Here is a 22728-nt window from a genome sequence, read left to right as displayed (position 1 = left end):
ACGCGCGGTCCCGGGGCGCACCGGCCCCGGGACCGCGCGGCGGACCGGTCAGTCGGCGTAGGTCTCGCCGCGCTCGGCCTTCTCCACCAGCGAGGCCGGCGGGGTGAACCGCTCACCGTACTGCGTGGCCAGCTCGCGGGCCCGGGCCACGAAGCCGGGCAGGCCGCCCTCGTAGCCGTTGATGTACTGGATCACGCCGCCGGTCCAGGCCGGGAAGCCGATGCCCATGATCGAGCCGATGTTGGCGTCGGCGTAGGAGGTCAGGACGCCCTCGTCGAAGCAGCGGACGGTGTCCAGCGCCTCGGAGAAGAGCATCCGCTCCTTCATGTCCTGGAACGGGATCTCGACGTGCCCGTCTCCGGCGGCCTTGGTGAAGTGCTCGCGCAGCCCCGGCCAGATGCCCGCGCGCTTGCCGTCCTCGTCGTACACGTAGAAGCCGGCGCCGCCGCTGCGTCCGGGGCGCCCGAACTCGTCGACCATCCGGTCGATGACGGTGTCGGCGGGGTGCTCGGCCCACGCCCGGCCCTCGGCCTCGAAGGCCTTGCGGGTCTCGTTGCGGATCTTGCGGGGCAGCGTGAGCGTCAGCTCGTCCATCAGGGAGAGGACCTTGGCCGGGTACCCGGCCTGGGCCGCGGCCTGCTCGACGGAGGCGGGCTCGATGCCTTCACCGACCATCGCGACGCCCTCGTTGATGAACTGGCCGATGACGCGCGAGGTGAAGAAGCCGCGCGAGTCGTTGACCACGATCGGGGTCTTGTTGATCTGCCGTACGAGGTCGAAGGCGCGGGCGACGGCCTCGTCGCCGGTCCGCTCACCCTTGATGATCTCCACCAGCGGCATCTTGTCGACGGGCGAGAAGAAGTGCAGTCCGATGAAGTCGGCGGGCCGCGCAACCCCTTCCGCCAGGCCCGTGATGGGCAGCGTGGAGGTGTTGGAGCAGAGCAGCGCGTCGGGAGTGAGGAACTCCTGGATCTCCTGGAACACCTTGTGCTTGAGGGCGGTGTCCTCGAAGACGGCCTCGATGACGGCGTCGCAGCCCGTGAGGTCGGCCGGGTCGGCGGTCGGGGTGATCCGGGCCAGCAGTTCGGTGCGCTTGGCCTCGGTCGTACGGCCGCGGGCCAGGGCCTTGTCGAGCAGCTTCTCGGAGTAGGCCTTGCCCTTCGCCGCGGCCTCGGGGGTGACGTCCTTCAGCACGACCTCGATGCCCGCGCGGGCGCAGGAGTAGGCGATGCCGGCGCCCATCATGCCGGCGCCGAGGACGGCGACCTTGGTGACCTCGCGGGGCTCCACGCCCCGGGGTCGGCTGCGGCCGGCGTTGACGGCCTGGAGGTCGAAGAAGAACGCCTGGATCATGTTCTTGGCGGTCTGTCCGGTGACCAGCTCGGTGAAGTAGCGGGCCTCGATGGTCAGCGCGGTCTCGAAGTCCACCTGGGAGCCTTCGACGGCGCAGGCCAGGATGTTGCGCGGCGCCGGGTAGGGGGCGCCGGCGAGCTGCTTCTTCAAGTTGGCCGGGAAGGCGGGGAGGTTGGCGGCGAAGCGCGGGTTGGACGGGGTGCCGCCCGGGATGCGGTAGCCCTTGACGTCCCACGGCTGCTGCGAGACCGGGTTCGCGTCGATGAAGGCGCGGGCCTTGGCGAGCATCTCCTCGGGCGTGGCGGCCAGTTCGTGGACCAGGCCGTTGTCCAGGGCGCGCTGGGGGGTGTACTGGGTCCCCTGGAGCAGCACCTTGAGCAGGGCGTCGGCGATGCCCATGAGGCGGACGGTGCGGGTGACGCCGCCGCCGGCCGGGAGCAGGCCGAGGGTGACCTCGGGCAGGCCGATCTTCGAGCCGGGCGCGTCGAGGGCGACGCGGTGGTGGGAGGCCAGGCAGATCTCGTAACCGCCGCCCAGGGCGGCGCCGTTGATGGCGGCGACCACGGGCTTGCCGAGGGTCTCGATGCGGCGCAGCGAGCGCTTGATCGCGGTGCCGGTGTCGAAGGCGAGCTGCGCGTCCTCGGGGCGCAGCCGGATCATGTCCTTGAGGTCCCCGCCCGCGAAGAAGGTCTTCTTGGCGGAGGTGAAGATGATGCCGCGGATGGAGTCCTTCTCGGCCTCGGCCCGGTCCGCGATCGCCGCGATGGAGTCCTTGAAGGCCTGGTTCATCGTGTTGGCGGACTGGTCGGGGTCGTCGAGGACGAGGGTGACGACTCCGGTGTCGTCCTGTTCCCAGCGGATCGTGGTGGACTCGCTCATTTTCGCTACTTCCGTGTCGGCCGTGTCAGGGAGGTTGTCTGGGATTCCGGGACGGGTCAGAGGCGTTCGACGACGGTCGCGACACCCATGCCGCCGCCGACGCAGAGGGTGACGAGCCCGTAGCGCTTGTCCTGGCGCTCCAGTTCGTCGACGACCGTGCCGAGGATCATCGCGCCGGTGGCGCCGAGCGGGTGGCCGAGCGCGATGGCGCCGCCGTTGACGTTGACCTTGTCGAGGGAGACGCCCATGTCCTTGACGAAGCGGAGCACGACGCCGGCGAAGGCCTCGTTGATCTCGATGAGGTCGATGTCGTCGATGGTCAGCCCGGCCTTGGCGAGGGCCTTGCGGGTGGCCGGGGCGGGGCCGGTGAGCATGATGGTGGGCTCGGAGCCCGAGACGGCGGCCGAGACGATCCGGGCGCGGGGCGTGAGACCGTTGCGCTCGCCGGCCTCGCGGGAGCCGATCGCGACGAGCGAGGCGCCGTCGACGATGCCGGAGGAGTTGCCCGCGTGGTGGACGTGGTCGATCTTCTCGACCCAGTGGTACTTCTGCAGCGCGACGGCGTCGAATCCGCCGAGGTCGCCGATGTCGGCGAAGGACGGCTTCAGCTTGGCCAGGGTGTCGGCGGTGGTGCCGGGGCGGACGAACTCGTCGTGGTCCAGGACGACCAGGCCGTTGCGGTCGGTGACCGGGACGACGGACTTGGCGAAACGGCCGTCCTTGACGGCCTCGGCGGCACGTTCCTGCGACAGGGCGGCGTACTCGTCCACGTCGCGCCGGGAGAATCCCTCGATCGTGGCGATCAGGTCGGCGCCGATGCCCTGCGGGACGAAGCCGGTGTCCCAGTTGGTCATCGGGTCGTTGAACCAGGCTCCGCCGTCCGAGGCCATCGGGACGCGGGACATGGACTCGACGCCGCCTGCGAGGACCAGGTCCTCCCAGCCGGAGCGGACCTTCGCGGCGGCCAGGTTGACGGCCTCCAGTCCGGACGCGCAGAAGCGGTTCTCCTGGAGGCCGGCCACGGTGTCCGGCAGGCCGGCGGCGATGGCCGCGATCCGGGCGATGTCGGAGCCCTGGTCGCCGACCGGCCCGACGACGCCGAGCACGATGTCGTCGATGGTGGCGGGGTCCAGGCCGGGGTTGCGTTCGCGCAGGGCGTGGATGAGGCCGACGACGAGGTCGACCGGCTTGGTGCCGTGCAGGGAGCCATTGGCCTTGCCGCGGCCGCGGGGGGTGCGGATCGCGTCGTACACGTAAGCTTCGGTGCTCACTGGTCAAGCCTTTCGGGGGTGCGGAGGCGGATCGGGCGAGTTCGGACGAGGGGGGCGCGGCGGGGCCGGTGCGCCGGGGACCTGATGCCCGGCGCCCGGCGCTAGCCGAGCAGGGAACGGCCGATGATCTCCTTCATGATCTCGGTCGTACCGCCGTAGATGGTCTGGATCCGGCCGTCGGTGAAGGCCCGGGCGACCCGGTATTCGGTCATGTAGCCGTATCCGCCGTGCAGTTGCAGGCAGCGGTCGGCGACGCGCTTCTGGAGTTCGGTGGCCCACCACTTGGCCATCGAGGCGTGGACGTGGTCCAGCTCCCCGTTGGCGTGGTCGGTGATGCAGCGGTCGAGGAACGTGCGCGTGACCGCGCACTCGGTGGCCATCTCCGCTATCTCGAACCGGATGTGCTGGAGCTTGGAGAGCGGCCGCCCGAAGGCCTCGCGCTCCTTCACGTACTGCGTGGTGATCTCCAGCAGGTGCTCGGCTGCGGCGATGCCCGCCATCGCGATGCCCATCCGCTCCTGCGCGAGATTGGTCATCAGGTGGAGGAAGGCCCCGTTCAGCTCGCCGAGCAGGTTCTCCTTCGGGACGCGCACGTCGTGGAAGAAGAGCTCGGCGGTGTCCTGCGCCTTCTGGCCGATCTTGTCGAGGTTGCGGCCCCGCTCGAAGCCCTCCGTGCCGCGCTCCACGACCAGCAGCGACATCCCGTGCGCCCCGCCCTCGGGCGTGGTCTTCGCGACCACGATCACCAGATCGGCGAGGATCCCGTTCGAGATGAAGGTCTTGGACCCGTTGAGCACCCAGTGGTCGCCCGTGTCCTCGGCGGTGGTTCTGATGCCCTGGAGGTCGGAGCCCGCGCCCGGCTCGGTCATCGCGATGGCCGTGATGATCTCGCCGGAGCAGAAGCCGGGCAGCCAGCGGCGCTTCTGCTCCTCGGTCGCCAGCGACGTCAGGTACGGCCCGATGATGTCGTTGTGCAGGCCGATCGCGAGCCCGGCGGCGCCCGCCCGGGTGAACTCCTCGGCGATCACCGCCGCGTACCGGAAGTCGGGGTTCCCGCCGCCCCCGTACTCCTCCGGGACGGCCAGGCCGAGCAGCCCCTGGCGGCCGGCGGCGCGCCAGGCCTCGCGGCTGACGATGCCGTCCTTCTCCCACTGCTCGTAGTGCGGCAGCACCTCCTTGGCGAGGAAGGTGCGGACGGTCTCGCGGAACGCCTCGTGGTCGGCGTCGAAGAGCTGGCGTTTCATTGCAGGGGCCCCCTAGAGCCAGTTCTTGACGGTTTCGACGAGCCGGGCCGGCTCGGGGCCGACGGGCGTGACGTTGAGCATGGTCACCCCGGCGGCCCGGAAGGCCTCGACGCGCTCGCGGACGTAGCCCTCCGGCCCGCACAGGGTGGTGAGTTCGCACAGTTCGTCCGGGACGGCGGCCGCGGCCGCGCGCTGGTGGCCGGAGAGGTAGAGCTCCTGGATCTCGCGGGCGGCGTCCCCGTACCCGTAGGCCACGGCCAGGTCGTTGTAGAAGTTCTTCCCGACCGCGCCCATGCCGCCGACGTACAGGGCGATCTGCGGCCGCGCGAGCTCGCGTGCGGCCGCCGCGTCCGCGCCGATGGCCAGGAGACCGCCCGCCACCGTTCGCAGGGGGGCGAGTCCCGGCGCGCGCAGCGCGGCGCCCTCCGCGAGCGCGCTGCCCCACACGGCGTCGGCCTTCTCCGGCACGAAGAGGGTGGGGAGCCAGCCGTCGGCGATCTCGGCCGTCATCCGCACGTTCGCCGGGCCGAGCGAGGCCACGTAGACGGGGATGTCCGCACGGACCGGCCGGGTTAGCATCTTCAACGGCTTGCCGTGCCGGCCGCCCTTGTCCGGCGGCAGGGGCATGTCGGTGATGCCGTGGTGGTCGATGGTCTCGCGGCGCCAGATGCGCCGGCACAGCTCGACCGTCTCGCGGGTCCGGCCGATGGGCTTGTCGTACGGCTTCCCGTGCCAGCCCTCGATCACCTGCGGGCCCGACGCGCCGAGGCCGAGCAGCGCCCGGCCGCCGGACATCGCGTCCAGGCCCGCCGCCGTCTGGGCGATGAGCGCGGGCGTGCGCGAATAGACGTTGAGGATGGCCGAGCCGATCTTCATCCGCTCGGTGCGGGCGGCCAGATATCCCATGATCGTCGGTGAGTCGAAGCCCCAGGCCTCGGCGACCCACACCGCGTCGAGTCCGGCCGCCTCCAGCGCGGCCGCCTGGTCGGCGGCCCGGCGCGGGTCCCCGGCGTAGTCCAGCAGCATGGACAGTTCCATCAGCCCTCGTTCCCCAGCAGCGCCGGCACGCCCCAGTCGGCCGCGACCGATTCCGTGTGCGCGCCGGGCAGCGCCGGACCGCTCACGACGGTGGTGGGGGTCGCGGAGAAGCGGGGCGCGGGGGCCGGCTGGGTGATCCCGCCGAAGTCGCTGAAGGTGGCGCGGGCGGCCAGGTGCGGATGGTGCGGGGCCTCGCGCAGCGAGAGGACGGGCGCCACGCAGGCGTCGGTGCCCTCGAAGACGGCCGTCCACTCCTCGCGGGTACGGCACTTGAAGCGCGCGGCGACGGCCTCGCGGAGCTCGCCCCAGCGGGCCAGGTCCTTGCGGGCGGGGGCCTGGTCCGCGATGCCGAGCAGCTCCACGAAGGTGTCGTAGAACTGCTGTTCCAGCGCGCCGACCGCCATGTACTGGCCGTCGGAGGTCTCGTAGGTGCCGTAGAAGGGGCAGCCGCCGTCGAGGAGGTTGGCTCCGCGCCGGTCCTGCCAGCCGCCGGCCGCCACCATCCCGTGGATCATGGCGGTGAGATGGGCGGTCCCGTCGACGATGGCCGCGTCGACCACCTGGCCGGCGCCGCCCGGCGTACGGGCGTGCTGGAGAGCGGCGAGGACTCCGATGACGAGGTAGAGCGAACCGCCCGCGTAGTCCCCCACCAGGTTGGCGGGGACGGCCGGGGGCTCGCCCGCCGGGCCGATCATGCCGAGGGCGCCGGTGACGGCGATGTACGCGATGTCGTGCCCGGCCGTGTGGGCGAGCGGCCCCTCCTGCCCCCAGCCGGTCATCCGCCCGTACACGAGCTTCGGGTTGCGGGCGTGGCAGTCGGCCGGGCCGACGCCGAGCCGCTCGGCGACCCCGGGGCGGAAGCCCTCGATGAGCACGTCGGCGCGCTCGACCAGGTCGAGCACCCGGGCGGGGCCCTCGGGGGACTTGAGGTCGACGAGGACGGAACGCTTGTTGCGGTTGGTGATGTCGTAGGCGGGGTTGACCGCGAGTGCGCCGCCTCCGGGGCGGTCGACGCGTACGACATCGGCTCCGAGGTCGGCGAGGACCATGGCGGCGAACGGGCCCGGCCCGATGCCGGCCAGCTCCACGACGCGCACGCCCGCGAGCGGGCCGCTGCGGCGGCCGGTCGCGCCGCCGCTCGCGCGACCGCTCCCGCCGCCGTCCTCGACGCCGTTCTCGCGGTCGGGCGCGTTCCCTGTCACTGCCATCGAGCCCCCAGGATCCCGTGGCACCCCTGCGGCCACTGTGTGACACAACTGATGTAACACCAGTGATGCTAGGAACCCGTTCCACTCAGCACAAGAGCAAGCGCTTAGCCGGTTGGCCCGTTTCGCTCGGCGATCCGGGCGTCGAGCTCCTTGAGGTGCCGCTTCAGTGCGACGGTCCGGTAGCTCTCCTCCACCCACTCACACAGCACCTCGGCGGAGGGCGCCCCCTTCTCCCCCAAGGGCACGGACACCCAGCCGGCCTTCCCCAGCCCGTATCCGGTCGGCTCAGCGCCCGGAGCGGTCATGGCGTGACCGTGCAACGCCTCGTCCTTGAGCTTCACGGAGAGCCCGGGCGGCTGCGGGCCGTCCGCGTTGCCGAGGAAGACGAAGATCTTCTTGTTGACCTTCACCACGAGGTCCTCGGGCCCCCACGGGAACTCCTCCCCAGCCTCGGGCAGCCCCAGGGCGAACGCCCGGACCGCTTCCCACTTGCGCACCGCGGCCTTCATCGACAACACGCCTCCCATGAGCACAGGTCACACCGGCTCGTACGGACGGACGGTTCGGGTCCACCCTCGAAGAGCCCGTCCCTCCTCACGCTAACGCCGGCCGCCGACACCCGGCCGACGACTCGACCGCGGCTCTCCGAAGGTGCGGGGGCGCGGGCAGCACGCGGCTGCCGCCCGCCCGCCCCCTTACCCTCGGTCACACCCGCCCGCGCGGACCGCCCGCACGCACGCTAGCCTCGGCCACCACCGACACCGACACCGACACCGACATCCATACCGACACACTGTGAGAGGCCGCCGATGAACGCAGATGCTCGACACGAACCGCGCACCGCGGAACGGGAGTACGACATCGTGCTGTTCGGCGCGACCGGGTTCGTCGGTGCGCTGACCGCCGAGTACCTCGCCGCCCACGCCCCCGCCGACTGCCGCTGGGCCCTCGCGGGCCGCGACCTCGCAAAGCTGGAGCGGCTGCGCGAACGGCTGGCCGCCACCGCTCCGGGCTGCGCGGACCTGCCGTTGCTGCGCGCCGACGCCCAGGATGCCGGGGCACTGCGCGAACTGGCCGCCTCCACCCGGGTGCTGGCCACGACCGTGGGCCCGTACATCTGGTACGGGGCCGAGCTGGTCGCGGCCTGCGCCGCGGCGGGCACCGACTACGTGGACCTCACCGGCGAGCCCGAGTTCGTGGACCGGATGTACGTGGACCACGACGCGCGGGCCCGCGAGAGCGGCGCCCGGATCGTCCACGCCTGCGGGTTCGACTCCGTCCCGGCCGACCTCGGCGCGTACTTCACCGTCGGCCGGCTGCCGGCCGGGGTGCCACTCCGCGTCGACGGGTTCGTGCGTTCCAACGCCGTCTTCTCGGGCGGGACCCTGACCACGGCGCTGACCTCCATGGGCCGTGGACCCCAGCTCCTGGCCGCCGCCCGCGCGCGCAGCCTGCACGAGCCGCGGCTGCTGGGCCGACGGGTACGGGGCCCTGTGGGCGCCCCGCGCTACAGCCGGGAAACCGGGACCTGGGCACTGCCGCTGCCCACGCTGGACCCCGGGATCGTTGCCCGGTCGGCGGCCGCGCTGGAGCGGTACGGCCCGGACTTCCGCTACCGGCACTACGCCTCCGTACGGCACCTGCCCGTAGCGCTCGTCGGTACGGCGGCGGTCGGCGCGACCGCCGTGCTCGCGCAGATCCCGCCGGTGCGGCAATGGCTCGCGGACCGCTGGGAGCCGGGCCGCGGCCCGGACGCGGAGCGGCGGGCGCGCAGTTGGTTCAGCGTCCGGTTCGTGGGCGAGGGCGGGGGCCGCCGCGTCTTCACCGAGGTCTCCGGCGGCGACCCGGGCTACGGGGAGACCGCGAAGATGCTGGCGGAGTCGGCGCTCTGCCTCGCCTACGACGCCCTGCCCGAGGCCTCCGGCCAGCTGACCACCGCGGTGGCCATGGGCGACGCCCTGCTGGACCGGCTCCAGAAGGCGGGCATCCGCTTCCGGGTGGCGGCCGAGGACTGAGCACCGGCCGGCGCCGCGGCCACCCGCACCCCCGGCCACCCGCACCCCCGGCCGGGCCGCGGCTCTCACCGGCGGCCGGCCGGCGGTCACCGCCCTAGACGGTGGCCTCGCGCAGCGCACGCCGGCACAACGAGTCGGCGTGCCGGGTGGTCTCCGGGATGCGGAAGCGGGGGCTGAGTGCGAGGGCGTGGGCGCAGGCGTTGTCCAGCGACACCCGGTGGCCGACCGACACGTAGACGGGCTTGATCCCGTCCTGCGTGCGCAGCGCCCGCCCGACGACGTCACCGTCGGCCGCGCGCAGCGGGGCGGCGTCACCGCGCCGGGCGCCCGGTTCCTCGTAGGTGAAGGTGAACGGGTTCTTCGCGACACCGATGGCGGGCAGCCCGGTAACCACGCCGAGGTGGCAGGCGAGGCCGAAGCGGCGGGGGTGGGCGAGCCCGTAGCCGTCGCAGACGACGAGGCCGGGCGTGACGCTCAGCGCCTCCAGCGCGGCGAGCACGGTCGGCAGCTCGCGGAAGGCGAGCAGTCCGGGCACGTAGGGGAAGCTGACGCGCCCGACGGAGGTGGCCTCCTCGACCACCTGGAGGGTGGCGGCGTCGAGCACGACGGCCGCCGCGGCGACCAGGTCGCGCTCGTCGTCGTAGGCGACGTCCACCCCGGCGACCAGCCCCGTACCGGGCGGCGGCCCGGCCTCGGTCAACACCACGCGTCCGCGCAGCTCGTCTTGTATCGCCTTGGCTTCGGCCTCGTCGGCGGGAGTCTTCGCACTCGTCATAGTGGAGCGAGAGTAGCCTGACGATCATGTTCGTCATGGAGCTCACCTACACCGCGCCCATCGAAGCCGTCGAAGAAGAGTTGGACGCCCACATCGCGTGGCTGGACGGCTACTACGCGGCCGGCATCTTCCTCGCCTCGGGCCGCAAGGTCCCGCGCGACGGCGGCATGATCCTGGCCGGCGGGGTATCCCGCGCGGAGATCGAAAAGATCGCCTCGGAGGACCCCTTCACCCTGGCCGGCGTCTGCACCTACCGCATCACGGAGTTCCTCGCGACGAAGACGTCGTCAGACCTCTCGACGGTCCGGGAGAACCCGGGGGCGTAGGGGGCGGAGGGCGGGAGGCATAGGGCAGGGGCGGGAGGCAGGGGGCGGAGGGCGAAGGGGTTGCGGCGGGGCGGGGGCTCTGACCGGCTGGGCGGTGGTGGGGGGTCGGGCTGCGGGTGGGCGGTGGCGTTGACAGTTCCTGGGGGCGTCCCGGGAGTCCAGCGTCCTTCCGGTGCGGGCCGCCCCGTCAAGGGCGCTCCTCCTTCGTCGTCGCGTCGCTGCGCGATGGCCTGCGGCCACCCTTGACCGACCGGCCCGCCCCGAAATGCCACAAGACTCCCGGGATCCCCCCGGAGGGGGGATGCCCTGGGGGTGTGCGGGGGAGGGACGGCCGGATCAGGGAGGCGTCGAGCCCGGTCCCGCCGGTCAGCCAACGGTTCCGGCGGTCCGGATGTGCCCGCTGCTCGGAGGTGGGGGGAGGCGGGACCCTCAGAAGGACGACAGGAGCACCCTCCCGGGCCCTGAGGCGCGTCAGATCGCTACACAGCCGCTCTCCGCTTAGCGGCTGCGGCCCGCCTGGGGCTGGACATAAGCCGCCCACGGCCGTCCGCGCGCACCGCAGGAGCGCGACTGCGGGCCGACCGTGCCACCCACCCACTCCGTGGGGGCCATGGGGGTCATGGGGGATATTTGTCCCGGTTTGGTGGCCGGTTGAGGGTCAAACGATCACTTCTCGGGGTCTGAGGACGAGGAGACCGTCGCTAGACGACATCAGCCGCCCCCGGACCGTTCGCGGCCTCTGATCAGCCCGTGCCGGCCCGCAGTCGCTATGCCGAGAGCAACTGTGTAGCGATCTGACGCGTCCGACGGACCGCCGGGCGCTTCCCGTCGACCTCTCGTGCGGGTTGGTCGGCGGGACCGGGGGACCGGCATCCCTGATCCGGCCGCCCCTCCCCCTCACACCCCTAGGGCATCCCTTTTCCGGGGGGATCCCGGGAGTCTTGTGGCGTTTCGGGGTGGGCCGGTCGGTCAAGGGTGGCCGCAGGCCATCGCGCAGCGACGCGACCGAAGGGAGCGCCCTTGACGGGGCGGCCCACCCCGGAAGGACGCTGGACTCCCGGGACGCCCCCAGGAACTGCCAATGCCCCCGACAGGCCGCAGCCCAGCGCCCACTCCACCCCCGAGCCCCCGTCAACGCCCCCGCTCCACCCCCGAAACCCCCGACCGCCCGACGCGCGCCCCCCGCCCGAGGCCCGGCCGCCCCGAACGGAGCAGCCCGCCGCGGTCTCGGGTATGCCTTGCGCCTGTGGAGTGAGCGGGAACCAGCCTTACTGCGGCCGTTGCGGAGTCTGCGGGGAGGGCCGCAGGGCCCGTGATCACTGTCACCCTGTGCGATCGCACAGATGGATTCAGGCCATTCGGTGACACAGCTCACGCAACCGCGTGTGCACGGATTCGCCGAATTCAGCGTCTATCCCGTTGCCGGACACCACCCCAGTCTCCGGCGAGAGATCCGCCGCAAGGGAGCGAGCCTTGATCACTGTCATCGAGCAGGCCGTGCAGGCCCGACTGGTTGCCACCGCGCCGAAGGTCGACACCGTCCCGGTCACGTTCTGCTACGACCGGTCCGATCCCTTCGCCGTCCGCATGGCGTTCCCCGCCCCCGCCACCCTGGAAGGCGTCGAGGTCTCGTGGACCTTCTCGCGCGAACTCCTGGAGGTCGGGCTCGACCGACCGGCGGGCTACGGGGACGTGCGCGTGCGTCCGTACGACGCCGACCGGACCACCGTCGAGTTCCACGCCCCCGAAGGGGTCGCGATCGTGCTGATGGTGACCGCCGATCTGCACCGCTTCCTGGAGCGCGTCTCCACGGTCGTGCCACCGGGCCTGGAACACCTCTACCTCGACGTGGACCAGAGCCTCGCCGAGCTGATGCGCGACTCCTGCTGACCCTCCCCGGTCACGGTCCTCACCCCTCGCCCCCCATCCCCTTGCCCTAATTCGTTTGCGAGCGGCTTCGACCGCCCGTAGCTTCGTAGACGCCCCATTGCCGTCGAAACGGAGCAGGACATTGCTCGTCTGAGGTCCGAGACACCGATCCCCGTCACCCTCCACGCCTTCGTGCGTACGCGTTCTTAGTGCGTACGCGCTTCAGCGCCCACGCACCTTCAGTGCCCACGCGCTCTCACGGCATCACCGACGGACGGCTGTCTCCCCCGCGTTGCTCGCACCATTCACGCAACCTGGAGGCCTCCATGAGTCCTGCTCCCACATTCGTCACCTGCTCCGCCCTGTCCTTCGACTGGCCCGACGGAACACCCGTCTTCGACGGCTTCCAGTTGTCCGTCGGCCCCGGACGTACCGGCCTGATCGGGCTCAACGGCTGCGGAAAGTCCACCTTGCTCAAACTCATCGCAGGTGAACTGTCACCGTCGTCAGGCCAGTTGAACACCGCTGGCAGCGTCGGCTATCTCCCGCAGACGGTCACCCTCGACACCACCCTGCGCGTCGACGAGGCGCTCGGGATCCACGCCGCCCGGGCCGCTCTGCACGCCATCGAGGCGGGCGAGGCCACCGAGGTGAACTTCGCCGCCGTCGGCGACGACTGGGACGTGGAGGAGCGGGCCCTCGCCACGCTCGACCAGCTCGGGCTCGCCCGGATCGGACTGGACCGCACCGTCGGCCAACTGTCGGGCGGGGAGGGTGTATTGCTGTGTCTGGCCGCCCTCTTGCTGGCCCGGCCGGACGTCCTGCTCCTGGACGAGCCGACGAACAACCTCGACCTGCGGGCCCGCCGACGGCTGTACGCGGCCGTCGAATCCTGGTCCGGGGTCATGGTCCTGGTCAGCCACGACCGGGAACTACTGGAGCGCGTCGACCAGATCGCCGATCTGCGGGACGGCGAAGTGCGCTGGTACGGCGGCAATTTCACGGACTACGAGGAAATGCTCGCGGCCGAGCAGGAGTCGGCCGAGCGGATGGTCCGGGTCGCGGAGGCCGACGTACAGCGCCAGAAGCGCGAACTGGCCGACGCGCAGGTGAAACTGGCCCGGCGCAAGCGATACGGACAGAAGATGTTCGAGAACAAGCGCGAGCCCAAGATCGTCATGGGTGCCCGCAAGCGCGCGGCGCAGGAGTCGGCCGGCAAGCACCGCATCATGCACGCCGAGAAGCTGGCCCAGGCCAAGGAGCGCCTCGACCAGGCGGTCGACGCGGTGCGCGACGATGCCGAGATCCGGATCGAACTCCCCGCCACCCAGGTCCCGCCGGGCCGGCGCGTACTCACCCTGCGCGATCTGCGCCTGGCCCACGGCGCGTCGGTCGCGGGCGAGTGGGAGCTGCGCGGTCCGGAACGGATCGCACTGGTGGGCCGCAACGGCTCCGGCAAGACGACCTTGCTCCGGACGATCGCGGGAGAACTGGAGGCGACGTCCGGGGAGTCGGTGACGCACGTACCGACGCGGTTCCTGCCGCAGCGTCTCGACGTACTGGACGACGACCGCTCGGTGGTGGAGAACGTGGCGCGCTTCGCCCCGCACGCCACGAACAACCTGATCCGCGCGCGGCTCGCCCACTTCCTGTTCCGGGGCGCACGGGCGGACCGGGCCGCCGCCACCCTCTCGGGCGGCGAGCGGTTCCGGGCCACACTGGCGGCGCTTTTGCTGTCGGAGCCGGCTCCTCAGCTGCTGATGCTGGACGAGCCGACGAACAACCTGGACCTGGCGAGCGCGGGCCAGTTGACGGACGCGCTGGACTCCTACGAGGGCGCGCTCGTGGTGGCCAGCCACGACGTGCCGTTCCTGGAGTCGATCGGCATCACGCGGTGGCTGCTGCTCGACGGCGAGCTGCGCCCGACCACGGCGGAGGAGGTCCGGGAATCGCTCTGGCACGAGTGACGCAGCCGGCCCTGCCCCCGCCCCTGCCGCGAGAGCGGCAGTAGGGCCCCGCACTCGGCGCCGCCCGCGGGGATGGGGACCGGGTGAGGCCCCGAGTGAGCCCGAAGTGACGCCAAGTCGGGTGCGAAGGAGATGAGTTCCGGGAGTAGCTCGGCCTCTCCGCCCCGGGCGGGCCCTGCAGGGGCACGTGGACCGGCCGCGGGCCACGGAGAACGGTCCGGCCGGACCGGGAGCGCGGTCCGAGCGCGCCCGTAGGGCTGTGCTCGTCATTCCGTTCAGCGTCGGCGACTTCGCCCGCGTCGGCCGGTCCTTCACGAACGCCACGTCGACGACCGGCGAGCCGGACACCGTACAGCGGGACGGTTCGCACGGCTCGATGTTGCTGGATTCGCAGATGAAGCCGCTCCACTGTCGCGGGCCGCCGCAGCGCCCGCGCTCGCCGGCCCTGCCCTCCCCCGGCTCCCGCGACGTCATCCACGCCACCGCGCAGACCCTCTGGCCGGCGGTCGGCGGACCGCTCTGCCCGTCGGATGCGACGGGGCGACGAGGAGGCGATGAGGAGGCGAGCGAACGACATGGGCGCGGCGGCCGAATCCATGACCGCACCCGCGCCCGCGCCGTCGGCGACCCGTTTCACCTCGGGCTCGACGGCGGGGAGGCGGGACCTCCGTCGGCACGTCGGAGTGCGCGGCGTACGTCGCCGGCCCGATCGACACTCTCCGCACACGCTTCTCCGTCGTCAAGGCGGGAGCGGCGGACCACCTGTCGGCGTGACTTTAGGCCTTTTGGGACTCTCCTGAGGGCTCTCAAACTGCACAGATAACGTGACGTAACCGGACAGATGCCTGTGTGGGGCTTGGCTGGCCTTGATGTCAGGCTTAACCTACGACTCCGTAGGCTACGGAACCGTAGGTAATTCGCTTTGCACTCAGGAGTACCCGTGACGATCACTTCTTCCCACCTCGGCAGCTCTGAGGCGTGGACAGACGCCAAGCTGCTGTTCGCGCTGGAAGAGGTGGTCGAGAAGGAACTCAACCGCCATCTGAAGGTCACCAAGGACTGGATGCCCCACGAGTACGTCCCGTGGAGCGACGGCCGCAACTTCCCCGGCTTCTTCGAGGACGGCGAAGCCTGGGACCCGGCGCAGTCCAAGGTCACCGACATCGGCAAGATCGCGCTCGTGGTGAACCTGCTGACAGAGGACAACCTGCCCAGCTACCACCACGAGATCGCGTCCCTTTTCGGGCGCAACGGCGCGTGGGGCACCTGGGTGCATCGCTGGACCGCCGAGGAGGGCCGCCACGGCATCGTGATGCGCGACTACCTCCTGGCCTCGCGCGCCGTGGACCCCGACAAGCTGGAAGCATTCCGGATGCAGCACATGTCGGAGGGTTTCGAGTCCGACAACCGCCACTCGATGCTCCACTCCGTGGCGTACGTGGCCTTCCAGGAGCTCGCGACCCGCATCTCGCACCGCAACACCGGCCACCAGTCCGGTGACCCGGTCTGCGACCGCATGCTGGCCCGCATCGCGCAGGACGAGAACCTGCACATGGTCTTCTACCGCAACCTCCTGGGCGCGGCCTTCGAGCTCGCCCCGGACCTGACGATGCAGGCCGTTCGGGACGTCGTGGTCGGCTTCCGGATGCCCGGACACGGCATGCCCGGTTTCGAGCGGATGGCGGCGCAGATGGCGATCGGCGGGGTCTACAACCTGCGGATCCACCACGACGACGTACTGAGCCCTGTGATCCGCTTCCTGAAGATCATGGACATCGACGGCCTCGGCCCCCAGGGCCAGAAGGCCCAGGAGGAGCTCGGGCTGTTCATGGACGGCCTGGACTCCGAGGCCCGCAAGTTCGACGAGCGCCTGGCCGCCCGCGCGGCCCGCATCGCGGCCCGCACCGCCTGACCCCTCCGGGGCCCGGCACCGACCGGTCCCCGCCCGCTCGTCCGAGTGACGGCAACCGCCCTGGCAGAGCCCCGCTCCGCCAGGGTTTCGCGTTTCCCGTCTACGGCCCGGCTCCGGGATACCCGGCAGCGGGAGGCCCCGTCACCGCGTGGGCCGCTGAGCCGCGTGGGGGTCAGGGGCGGCTGGCGCGCAGGGCTTGGCGCTCGGCTTCGGAAAGACCGCCCCAGACGCCGAAGCGCTCGTCGTTGGCCAGGGCGAACTCGAGGCAGGCCGCCCGCCCCTCGCACGCCCCGCACAGCCGCTTCGCCTCGCGCAGTGAGGAGCCGGGCTCCGGGAAGAAGAAGCCCGGTCCCGTCTGGGCGCACAGGGCGAGTTCGTACCAGGCGGGGGCGGCGGCGGTGGCGGTGGCGGTGGTGTTCATCGACATGCCGCAGAGCCTCGCCGCCCGCGATGGACGTCCTATCAACGACTGATCAACATCCGTTCACGGCAGGCCCGGACACCGGCGCGGTCGCCGCCGCGCAACCGTTCCCGTACGGCGCGGCCGGCCGCACGGAGCGGCCGACGCCCTGGAGGGAGACCGGGGCCGACGGTACTTCCGTGCGGGTCTCGTCCGAGCATGGCACCCGGCGCTGACAGCGGCGCCCCACAGAGTGAACGACCGTGCGTTCGATGAGTTCGGTACGATGGAGACATGACGGACGGACGCGTGGAGCGTGGAAACCAGACGCGAAGGACGGTCCTCGAGCGGACGATGGACATCGCCTCGGTGGACGGTCTGGAGGGCCTGTCCCTGGGCAAGATCGCCGCGGATCTGGGCCTGAGCAAGAGCGGTGTCTTCGCCCTCTTCGGCTCCAAGGAGGATCTGCAGCTCGCCACCATCCGCGCCGCGCGGGCCGTCTTCGTGGAGCAGGTCGTGCGGCCCGTACAGGACGAGCCCGCCGGGCTCGACAAGGTGTGGCGCCTGTGCGAGAGCTGGCTGGACTACTCCGGGCGCCGGGTCTTCCCCGGCGGCTGCTTCTTCTACTCCGTCTCCGCCGAGTTCGACGCGCGCCCAGGGCCCGTCCACGACGAGATCGCGCAGATCCGCGGCGACTGGACGCGTTACATCGAGCGGCTCCTGGACGAAGCTCGGCTGGCGGGCGGGTTCCGCGAGCCGGCCGGTTCGGTGGACGTGCCGCAACTCGCCTTCGAGATCATGGCGATGATGGAGCTGGCCAACGCGCACTCCGTGCTGCACGGGGAGGCCGTGGACTACCAGCGGGCCGCCCGGGGCATCCTCGCCCGGCTGCGCGCCGCGACGGCCGCACCGGACGAACTCCCGGAGCGGCCGCCCACGTTCGACTTCACCACCGGCCGGCCGTCGGATTGACGACCACGGCCGGACGTCCGGGCGGGCGGCCAGCCGGTGCAGCCGCCGGGCGGGCACGCGGGCATCCGGGGGCCAGGCAGCCACGCGACGTGCCGGCCGGCTGGCCGGGCCTGCCACTCGCCTGGCCGTCCGACCCACCTGCCCGCCTGCGTGCCTGCCCGCCGCCCAAGAGACCGCCGGTGCGCTTGGCGTACGGTCGTCGCTGCCGTCGGCTTTCCCACCGTCGACGATCGCGTCGTACCGGTCCGGGACGGGCTGGGGCCGGCGCGCCGTCAGTCTGTCCCGCGGGCGCGGCCGCCGAGCCTCATCGAGCAGCCCGCGAGCGCCGCGCCGAGCGCGGTGAGCGCGACCAGCAGGAAGACTCCGCGCCAGTGATCCCCGGCGCCGGCTCCGGTGAGCAGGGCGGCCGTCGCCGCGACGCCGAGGGCGCCGCCGAGCTGCCGGGCCGTCATCAGCAGGCCGGTGCCTGCTGCGAAGCGCTGCGGTGGCAGGCCGGCCGAGGCCGCCGTGGACAGGGCGGTCACGACCATGCCGATGCCGAGGCCGCCGAGCAGTCCGGCCGGCAGGAAGATCTGGGTGTACGAGGCCGAGCCCTCGACCCACCCCCACAGCAGCAGCGCGTTGGCGGCGAACAGCAGCGATCCGACGGTGACGGCAGCCCAGTGCAGGCGCGCGGGGACCCGGCGGCCGACCGCGAGGGCGCCGGCCATGGCGAGGACCGCTCCGGGAGTGACGCCGAGGCCGGCCCGGAGGACCGAGTAGTCCCAGCGCTCGATCAGGTACGAGGGGCCGGTCAGCAGCCACGCGTACATGGCGGCCCCGAAGAGCAGCGCGCCGATGTTGGCACGGGCGAAGAGCGGGTCGCGCCACAGGTCCCGGTCCACGGCCGGGGCGGGATGGCTGCGCGAGCGCCGTAGGGCGAGCGCGCTCGCCAGGGCGCCGCCGAGGAGGAGGCCGAGTACCTTCGAGTCGCCCCAGCCCCATTCCGTGCCTTGGGAGAGGCCGGTGACCACCCCTCCTATGCCGAGGGCGAGGGCCGACGTCCCGACGGGGTCGGGGAGCCGGCGGCCGGTGGGTGCCTCCCGGGGGATCGTGCGGGCGGCGGCCCGGCAGAGTGCCAGGCCGAGGGGCACGTTGACGAGGAAGATCGCACGCCAGTCCCACCACTCGACGAGCAGCCCTCCGATGCTGGGGCCGACCGCGGCGGCGAGGCCGCCCGCCGCCGACCATGCGCCGAGGGCCGCGGCCCGCCGGGCGGGCGGGGTGTGAGCGAGTACGAGGCCCAGCGCCGCCGGGATCATCCCCGCGGCGGCGGCCCCCTGGAGGGCGCGGGCCAGGACGAGCAGCTCGGCGGTGGGGGCCGCGCTGGCGGCGAGCGAGGTGAGGGTGAAGGCGAGGGACGAGCCGACGAACAGGACGCGGCGGCCCAGTGTGTCCGCGAGGCGGCCGGCCGCGGCGAGCAGGGCGGCGAACAGGACGGCGTAGGCACTGACCACCCAGGTCAGGCGGGCCAGCGGCACGTCGGGGAAGGCCCGCCGCAGGTCGGGGAAGGCGACGTTGACGACGGTGGCGTCGAGGAAGGCGAGGAAGGTGACGGCGCAGGCGAGGCCCAGTATCCGTCCGGCGCCGGGACCGGAAGCGGAGGCGGAGGCGGAGGCGGGGACAGCCGCGTCGACGGCCGCGGTGGTGGCTTCGGGCCGAGCGGCGGTCATCGGGTGCTCCCCGAAACCTCGGCTGCTGCCTGCGCCGGGGCGTCGGCCCGGGACGGGACTGCGCCCAGGAACTCGGCCGCGATCGCGATGATCTCCGGATCGGCGAGGATGCGCCGGTGGCCGAGTCCACGCGTCTCGATGAGGCGGGCCCGCTTCCCGTAGGCCGCCGCGATGGCGCGGGACTGGCTGGGGGCCGCGATGTCGTCGTCCGCGTCGTGCACGAGCAGGATGTCCGAGGGGATCTCCTCGGGGTGGTGGCCGGCGTCGAATCGGGGCCAGACATCGGGCTCGTCCGGGAAGAGCCGGCGCTGGATGTGGCGCCGCATGGCGTCCTCGACGGCTTGGTTCAAACCCAGGCCCGCGCGGAACCGCGCGGCGAGGAAGTCGAAGTCCGCGATGGCTCCGATGCCGAAGATCCGGTCGGCCCGGATCCCGTCCCGCAGGGCGAAGAAGGTGGCCACCACGCCGAAGGAGTGGGCCAGGACGGCCGAGAAGTCCCCGTGCCGCGCGTGCAGTCGACGGATGATCTCGCGCTGCCGGAGGATGGTGGTGGCCCGGCCCCCGGACTCGCCGTGGCCGGGCGCGTCGAAGGAGACGACGCTCCGGCCCCGGGCCTGCAGGGCCTCGACGAAGCCGGCGAAGCGCGAGACGCGCGAGGACCAGCCGTGCACGATGAGGACGGGCCGGTCGCCGTCCCCCCAGCGGTACGTGGTGACGGGTATCCCGTCCACGACGAGCCGCCCGGTCACGGCCCGGGCCATGACCTCCGCTTCGCCGGGCCGCACCTTCGGCCGGCCGAGCGGCCGCACGAACAGCGCGAACGCCACCCGCCCGGCCGGGCCCGGGGCGACCCGGGCGGTGATGTTGAGGGTCGTGCTCAGGAGTGAAGCCATGGGATGCATGCCCGGTTCTCCGGATCTCCTCAGAGTGGCCACGAGGATGGCAAGGTCACAACGATGAGAAGATATTAGCACGATCGTTCGTCTTATTTTGGGTGGCGGGTCGGGATCGGATCGACCGTGCGTGCGGCCATGGGCGAGGACGGAGCCTCCGCGAAACCGGATCGCCTGGGACAGCGGACGATCGGACCGGATCAGCCGGGACCGGGAGGACGTACGGCCTGGTCCCGGCGGGCGCTGGACGGGGCCGAGGGCCGCGGGGCGGCGCCGCGTTCGAGAAGGTGGCGGACCATCTCCCCGTATCCGAACCCGGCTGCCCAGTCGAGGGCGGTCCGGCCCTTCATCTCCGCGTCGATGTCGGCCCCGCGGCGCAACAGGAGGTCCACGGTCAACGGGTGGCCCCCCGCATGGGCCGTGGCCGCCAGCACCAGCGGCAGGTGACCCAGCCTGCTCCGGTCCTCGGGGTGGACCCCGGCGTCGAGCAGCGCCTCGACGACAGCCGTGTGCCCCCGGGCGGCCGCCACGCACAGGGGAGTCGTCTCCTGGTACTCGCCCGTCGGCTGGTCCGCGACCGCGCCGGCCTCCAGGAGGAGGCGCACCACGGCGGCGTGCCCCTCCCGCACCGCCCGCTCCAGCGCCGTACACCGGTCGGCTCCCGGCGCGTCGACCTCCACGCCCTCCCCCAGCAGCCGCGCCACCAGGACGGCGTCGCCCTCACCGGCCGCCCGTACCCACCGCTCCAGTTGATCCACGCGCTCCCCCTCGATCCCCCACGTCCCCGGACCCGGTCGCCCGGATCCCGTCCCCTTCGTGGCGTGTCATGTCGTGTCGTGTCGTGTCGTCAGCTTCGTCGTCCTCGGGCTCGGGCTCGGGTGGTGGTCGGCGGTGCTCGGGCTCACGGGGCGCCGCCGTCCGCGAGGATCGCGTGGCGGGTTGCGAGGGCAGCCTTCAGAAGGTTCTCGTCCAGGCGCATCTCGCCGTCCGGCGTGGAGTCGTTGACGGGGATGCGTGTGCGCCGCTCGATCATGGCCGTCACGGCCGGCAGCACGGGCCGGGCCTGGTGGCCCATCCGTGCGAGGCCCTCGAGGTAGTACTCCCCGACGGCGTAGTCGTGCAGGTAGGGGGTCATGAGCTCGAGGAGCCGTGGCAGGGCCCGGGGTCCGGCGTGCCGGAGCCAGAGCGGGGCGCACACGCCCTGCATGCGGCCCGGCCATCGGAAGGTGAGGTTGTACAGCTGCGCAGCCTGCCGGAAGGTCAGCGGGCCCTCGTCCAGCAGGGCGCCGAAGATCTCGGGGGCATGGTTGAGCCGGCCGATCCCCAGGGGCTTGGCCGACAGGAGTTCGGCGGCGGACGTGCCGTCGTACGACGGACGGCCGGCCCTTCTCGTTCCGCGGGGCCTCGGGTACGAGGTCAACCCGACGGTGGCCAGGAGATCGCCGTGGGCCCTCGTCGCCTGCTCCGATATCGAAGCCGTGACGAGGGCGTCGGTCACGGCCGGGCTGGGCTCCGGGCCGCCGTGGAGGACGAGCAGGGGCAGCAGCCGCACGGGCGCCGCCCGCCACGTGTGGCACGCCGCGCGCGCGATCTCGGCGCCGCGGTCCCGGCTCGCGGGGTCGGGCAGGAGGCGCGCCACGATCGCGTACGTGTGCCGCTCCTGCCCGGTGCAGCTCCACGGGGCGACGGCATCGCCCGGGCCGTCGGGCAGGTGGGCGTCGGCGCCGACCACGGCGTCGTCCGGCCACTTCACGGTGCGGGGCGGTGGGCGCCCTTCCGTACGGGGGACTTGAGCATGCGACCGATCATGCCACGGTGATGACGGCGCGTCTGCCCGTTTCCGGCCCCGTGCGGCGACCGTCAGTCCTGGTGCTTCGCACGGCTCGGCTGTACGCGCTTGGGCTCGCCCGGCATCTTCGGGTAGTCCGGGGGGTACGGCATGTCGCCGAGGCCGTGGTCCTGTTCCTGCTTGTCGGCGAGCTCCAGCGCGGCGTCCAGCTCGAAGGCGTGCTCGTCCATGTCCGCGTGCAGATCGCCCAGTTCCGCGAAACGCGCCGGCATCGTCACGATGTCGAAGTCCCGGGGCTCCGCCGTGTCCAGCTCGTCCCAGCGCAGCGGCGCCGAGACGGGGGCGTGGGGGTGCGGGCGGACGGAGTAGGCGGAGGCGATGGTGCGGTCGCGCGCCGTCTGGTTGTAGTCGACGAAGATCCGCTCGCCACGCTCCTCCTTCCACCACGCGGTGGTGACCTTCCCCGGCAGTCGGCGCTCCAGGTCGCGGCCGATCGCGATGGCGCACTTGCGGACCTCCGTGAAGGTCCAGCGCGGTGCGATCGGCACGAAGACGTGCAGGCCTCGGCCGCCCGAGGTCTTGGGCCAGCCGCGCAGCCCCAGTTCCTCCAGCAGGACGCGCAGTTCGTGGGCGACCGCCACCGCGTGGTGGTAGTCGGTGCCCGGCTGCGGGTCCAGGTCGATGCGCAGTTCGTCCGGGCGGTCGGTGTCCTCCCGGCGCACCGGCCAGGGGTGGAAGGTGAGACAGCCCAGATTGGCGGCCCACAGGACGGCGGCCGGCTCGGTCGGGCAGATCTCGTCGGCGCTGCGTCCGCTCGGGAAGGCGATGTGGGCGGTGGGGATCCAGTCCGGCAGGTTCTTCGGGGCCCGCTTCTGGAAGAAGGACTCGCCCTGCACTCCCTCCGGGTACCGCTCCAGGGTCGTGGGCCGGTTGCGCAGGGCGCGGGTGATGCCGTCGGCGACCGCGACGTAGTAGGCGGCCACGTCACCCTTGGTGAGGCCGCGCTCGGGGAAGTACACCTTGTCCGGGCTGGACAGCCGAACCGTCCGGCCGCCCGCCTCCAGCTCGATCGCATTGCCCGCAGCACCCATGTCCGCCACGGTAG

The 22728-nt window shown here is 72.2% G+C and carries 19 protein-coding genes; 6 read left to right on the top strand and 13 right to left on the bottom strand.

Translation table 11 applies throughout. The annotated features are described in order from the left end of the window. Nucleotides 1-48: 48 nt before the first annotated feature. From ABZY44_RS20810 to ABZY44_RS20785, 6 genes are all read right to left on the bottom strand, one after another. Nucleotides 49-2232, bottom strand: a complete 2184-nt coding sequence (locus ABZY44_RS20810; RefSeq protein ID WP_356655868.1) for a 3-hydroxyacyl-CoA dehydrogenase NAD-binding domain-containing protein — start codon at nt 2230-2232, stop codon at nt 49-51. A 56-nt stretch (nt 2233-2288) separates the two neighbouring features. Beyond that, nucleotides 2289-3503, bottom strand: a complete 1215-nt coding sequence (locus ABZY44_RS20805) for an acetyl-CoA C-acetyltransferase (protein WP_356655866.1) — start codon at nt 3501-3503, stop codon at nt 2289-2291. Between the two features lie 101 nt (nt 3504-3604). Further along, nucleotides 3605-4747, bottom strand: a complete 1143-nt coding sequence (locus tag ABZY44_RS20800) for an acyl-CoA dehydrogenase family protein (RefSeq protein WP_356655864.1) — start codon at nt 4745-4747, stop codon at nt 3605-3607. Nucleotides 4748-4759: 12 nt separating this feature from the next. After that, entirely contained in the window at nt 4760-5785 is a 1026-nt protein-coding gene (locus ABZY44_RS20795; protein ID WP_356655862.1) for an LLM class F420-dependent oxidoreductase, read from the bottom strand. Beyond that, on the bottom strand, nt 5785-6993 hold the full coding sequence (locus ABZY44_RS20790; protein WP_356655860.1) for a CaiB/BaiF CoA-transferase family protein: 1209 nt from the start codon (nt 6991-6993) through the stop codon (nt 5785-5787). Before ABZY44_RS20790 ends, ABZY44_RS20795 begins: the two co-directional genes overlap by 1 nt. A gap of 104 nt (nt 6994-7097) precedes the next feature. Beyond that, a complete protein-coding gene (locus ABZY44_RS20785; protein ID WP_356655858.1) occupies nt 7098-7520 on the bottom strand; it encodes an MmcQ/YjbR family DNA-binding protein in 423 nt (140 codons plus the stop codon). Nucleotides 7521-7802: 282 nt separating this feature from the next. On the opposite strand from ABZY44_RS20785, the gene ABZY44_RS20780 reads away from it, so the two are divergent. After that, nucleotides 7803-9008, top strand: a complete 1206-nt coding sequence (locus ABZY44_RS20780) for a saccharopine dehydrogenase NADP-binding domain-containing protein (RefSeq protein ID WP_356655856.1) — start codon at nt 7803-7805, stop codon at nt 9006-9008. A gap of 94 nt (nt 9009-9102) precedes the next feature. On the opposite strand, the gene ABZY44_RS20775 is transcribed toward ABZY44_RS20780, so the two are convergent. After that, nucleotides 9103-9783, bottom strand: a complete 681-nt coding sequence (locus ABZY44_RS20775) for an endonuclease V (protein WP_356655854.1) — start codon at nt 9781-9783, stop codon at nt 9103-9105. Between the two features lie 26 nt (nt 9784-9809). Here ABZY44_RS20775 and ABZY44_RS20770 point away from each other — a divergent pair, with 26 nt between their 5' ends. From ABZY44_RS20770 to ABZY44_RS20755, 4 genes are all read left to right on the top strand, one after another. Next, entirely contained in the window at nt 9810-10109 is a 300-nt protein-coding gene (locus tag ABZY44_RS20770) for a YciI family protein (protein WP_356655852.1), read from the top strand. A gap of 1473 nt (nt 10110-11582) precedes the next feature. Next, nucleotides 11583-11999: an SsgA family sporulation/cell division regulator gene (locus ABZY44_RS20765; RefSeq protein WP_356655850.1), complete on the top strand. Its 417-nt coding sequence runs from the start codon at nt 11583-11585 to the stop codon at nt 11997-11999. Between the two features lie 305 nt (nt 12000-12304). Beyond that, nucleotides 12305-13945 (top strand): ABC-F family ATP-binding cassette domain-containing protein, encoded by a 1641-nt coding sequence (locus tag ABZY44_RS20760; protein WP_356655848.1) that lies wholly within the window; start codon nt 12305-12307, stop codon nt 13943-13945. A 940-nt stretch (nt 13946-14885) separates the two neighbouring features. Beyond that, nucleotides 14886-15857 carry an acyl-ACP desaturase gene (locus ABZY44_RS20755; protein ID WP_356655846.1) on the top strand — a complete coding sequence of 324 codons (972 nt, stop codon included), beginning with the start codon at nt 14886-14888 and terminating at the stop codon, nt 15855-15857. Nucleotides 15858-16029: 172 nt separating this feature from the next. Here the strand turns inward: ABZY44_RS20755 and ABZY44_RS20750 are convergent, their stop codons facing one another. Beyond that, a complete protein-coding gene (locus ABZY44_RS20750) occupies nt 16030-16284 on the bottom strand; it encodes a WhiB family transcriptional regulator (protein WP_356655844.1) in 255 nt (84 codons plus the stop codon). Between the two features lie 267 nt (nt 16285-16551). Between ABZY44_RS20750 and ABZY44_RS20745 the strand changes: the two genes are divergently transcribed. Then, a complete protein-coding gene (locus ABZY44_RS20745) occupies nt 16552-17229 on the top strand; it encodes a TetR/AcrR family transcriptional regulator (RefSeq protein ID WP_356655842.1) in 678 nt (225 codons plus the stop codon). A 272-nt stretch (nt 17230-17501) separates the two neighbouring features. Here ABZY44_RS20745 and ABZY44_RS20740 read toward each other — a convergent pair whose 3' ends face one another. The 5 genes from ABZY44_RS20740 to ligD form a co-directional block, all read right to left on the bottom strand. After that, the gene (locus ABZY44_RS20740; protein WP_356655840.1) at nt 17502-18941 is read right to left on the bottom strand and encodes an MFS transporter; all 1440 of its coding nucleotides are present in this window, start codon (nt 18939-18941) and stop codon (nt 17502-17504) included. Beyond that, on the bottom strand, nt 18938-19834 hold the full coding sequence (locus ABZY44_RS20735; RefSeq protein ID WP_356655838.1) for an alpha/beta fold hydrolase: 897 nt from the start codon (nt 19832-19834) through the stop codon (nt 18938-18940). Before ABZY44_RS20735 ends, ABZY44_RS20740 begins: the two co-directional genes overlap by 4 nt. Nucleotides 19835-20034: 200 nt before the next feature. Next, nucleotides 20035-20592 carry an ankyrin repeat domain-containing protein gene (locus tag ABZY44_RS20730; RefSeq protein WP_356655836.1) on the bottom strand — a complete coding sequence of 186 codons (558 nt, stop codon included), beginning with the start codon at nt 20590-20592 and terminating at the stop codon, nt 20035-20037. A 143-nt stretch (nt 20593-20735) separates the two neighbouring features. Then, nucleotides 20736-21587 (bottom strand): hypothetical protein, encoded by an 852-nt coding sequence (locus ABZY44_RS20725; RefSeq protein WP_356655834.1) that lies wholly within the window; start codon nt 21585-21587, stop codon nt 20736-20738. 107 nt (nt 21588-21694) lie between these two features. Further along, nucleotides 21695-22714: a non-homologous end-joining DNA ligase gene (ligD, locus tag ABZY44_RS20720; protein ID WP_356655832.1), complete on the bottom strand. Its 1020-nt coding sequence runs from the start codon at nt 22712-22714 to the stop codon at nt 21695-21697. Between the last annotated feature and the right edge of the window lie 14 nt (nt 22715-22728).

The sequence above is a fragment of the Streptomyces sp. NPDC006544 genome (assembly GCF_040611715.1).
Taxonomy (GTDB): Bacteria; Actinomycetota; Actinomycetes; order Streptomycetales; family Streptomycetaceae; genus Streptomyces.
The sequence above is the reverse complement of the archived record's forward strand: the minus strand, read 5'-3'. Positions and strand labels throughout refer to the sequence as shown.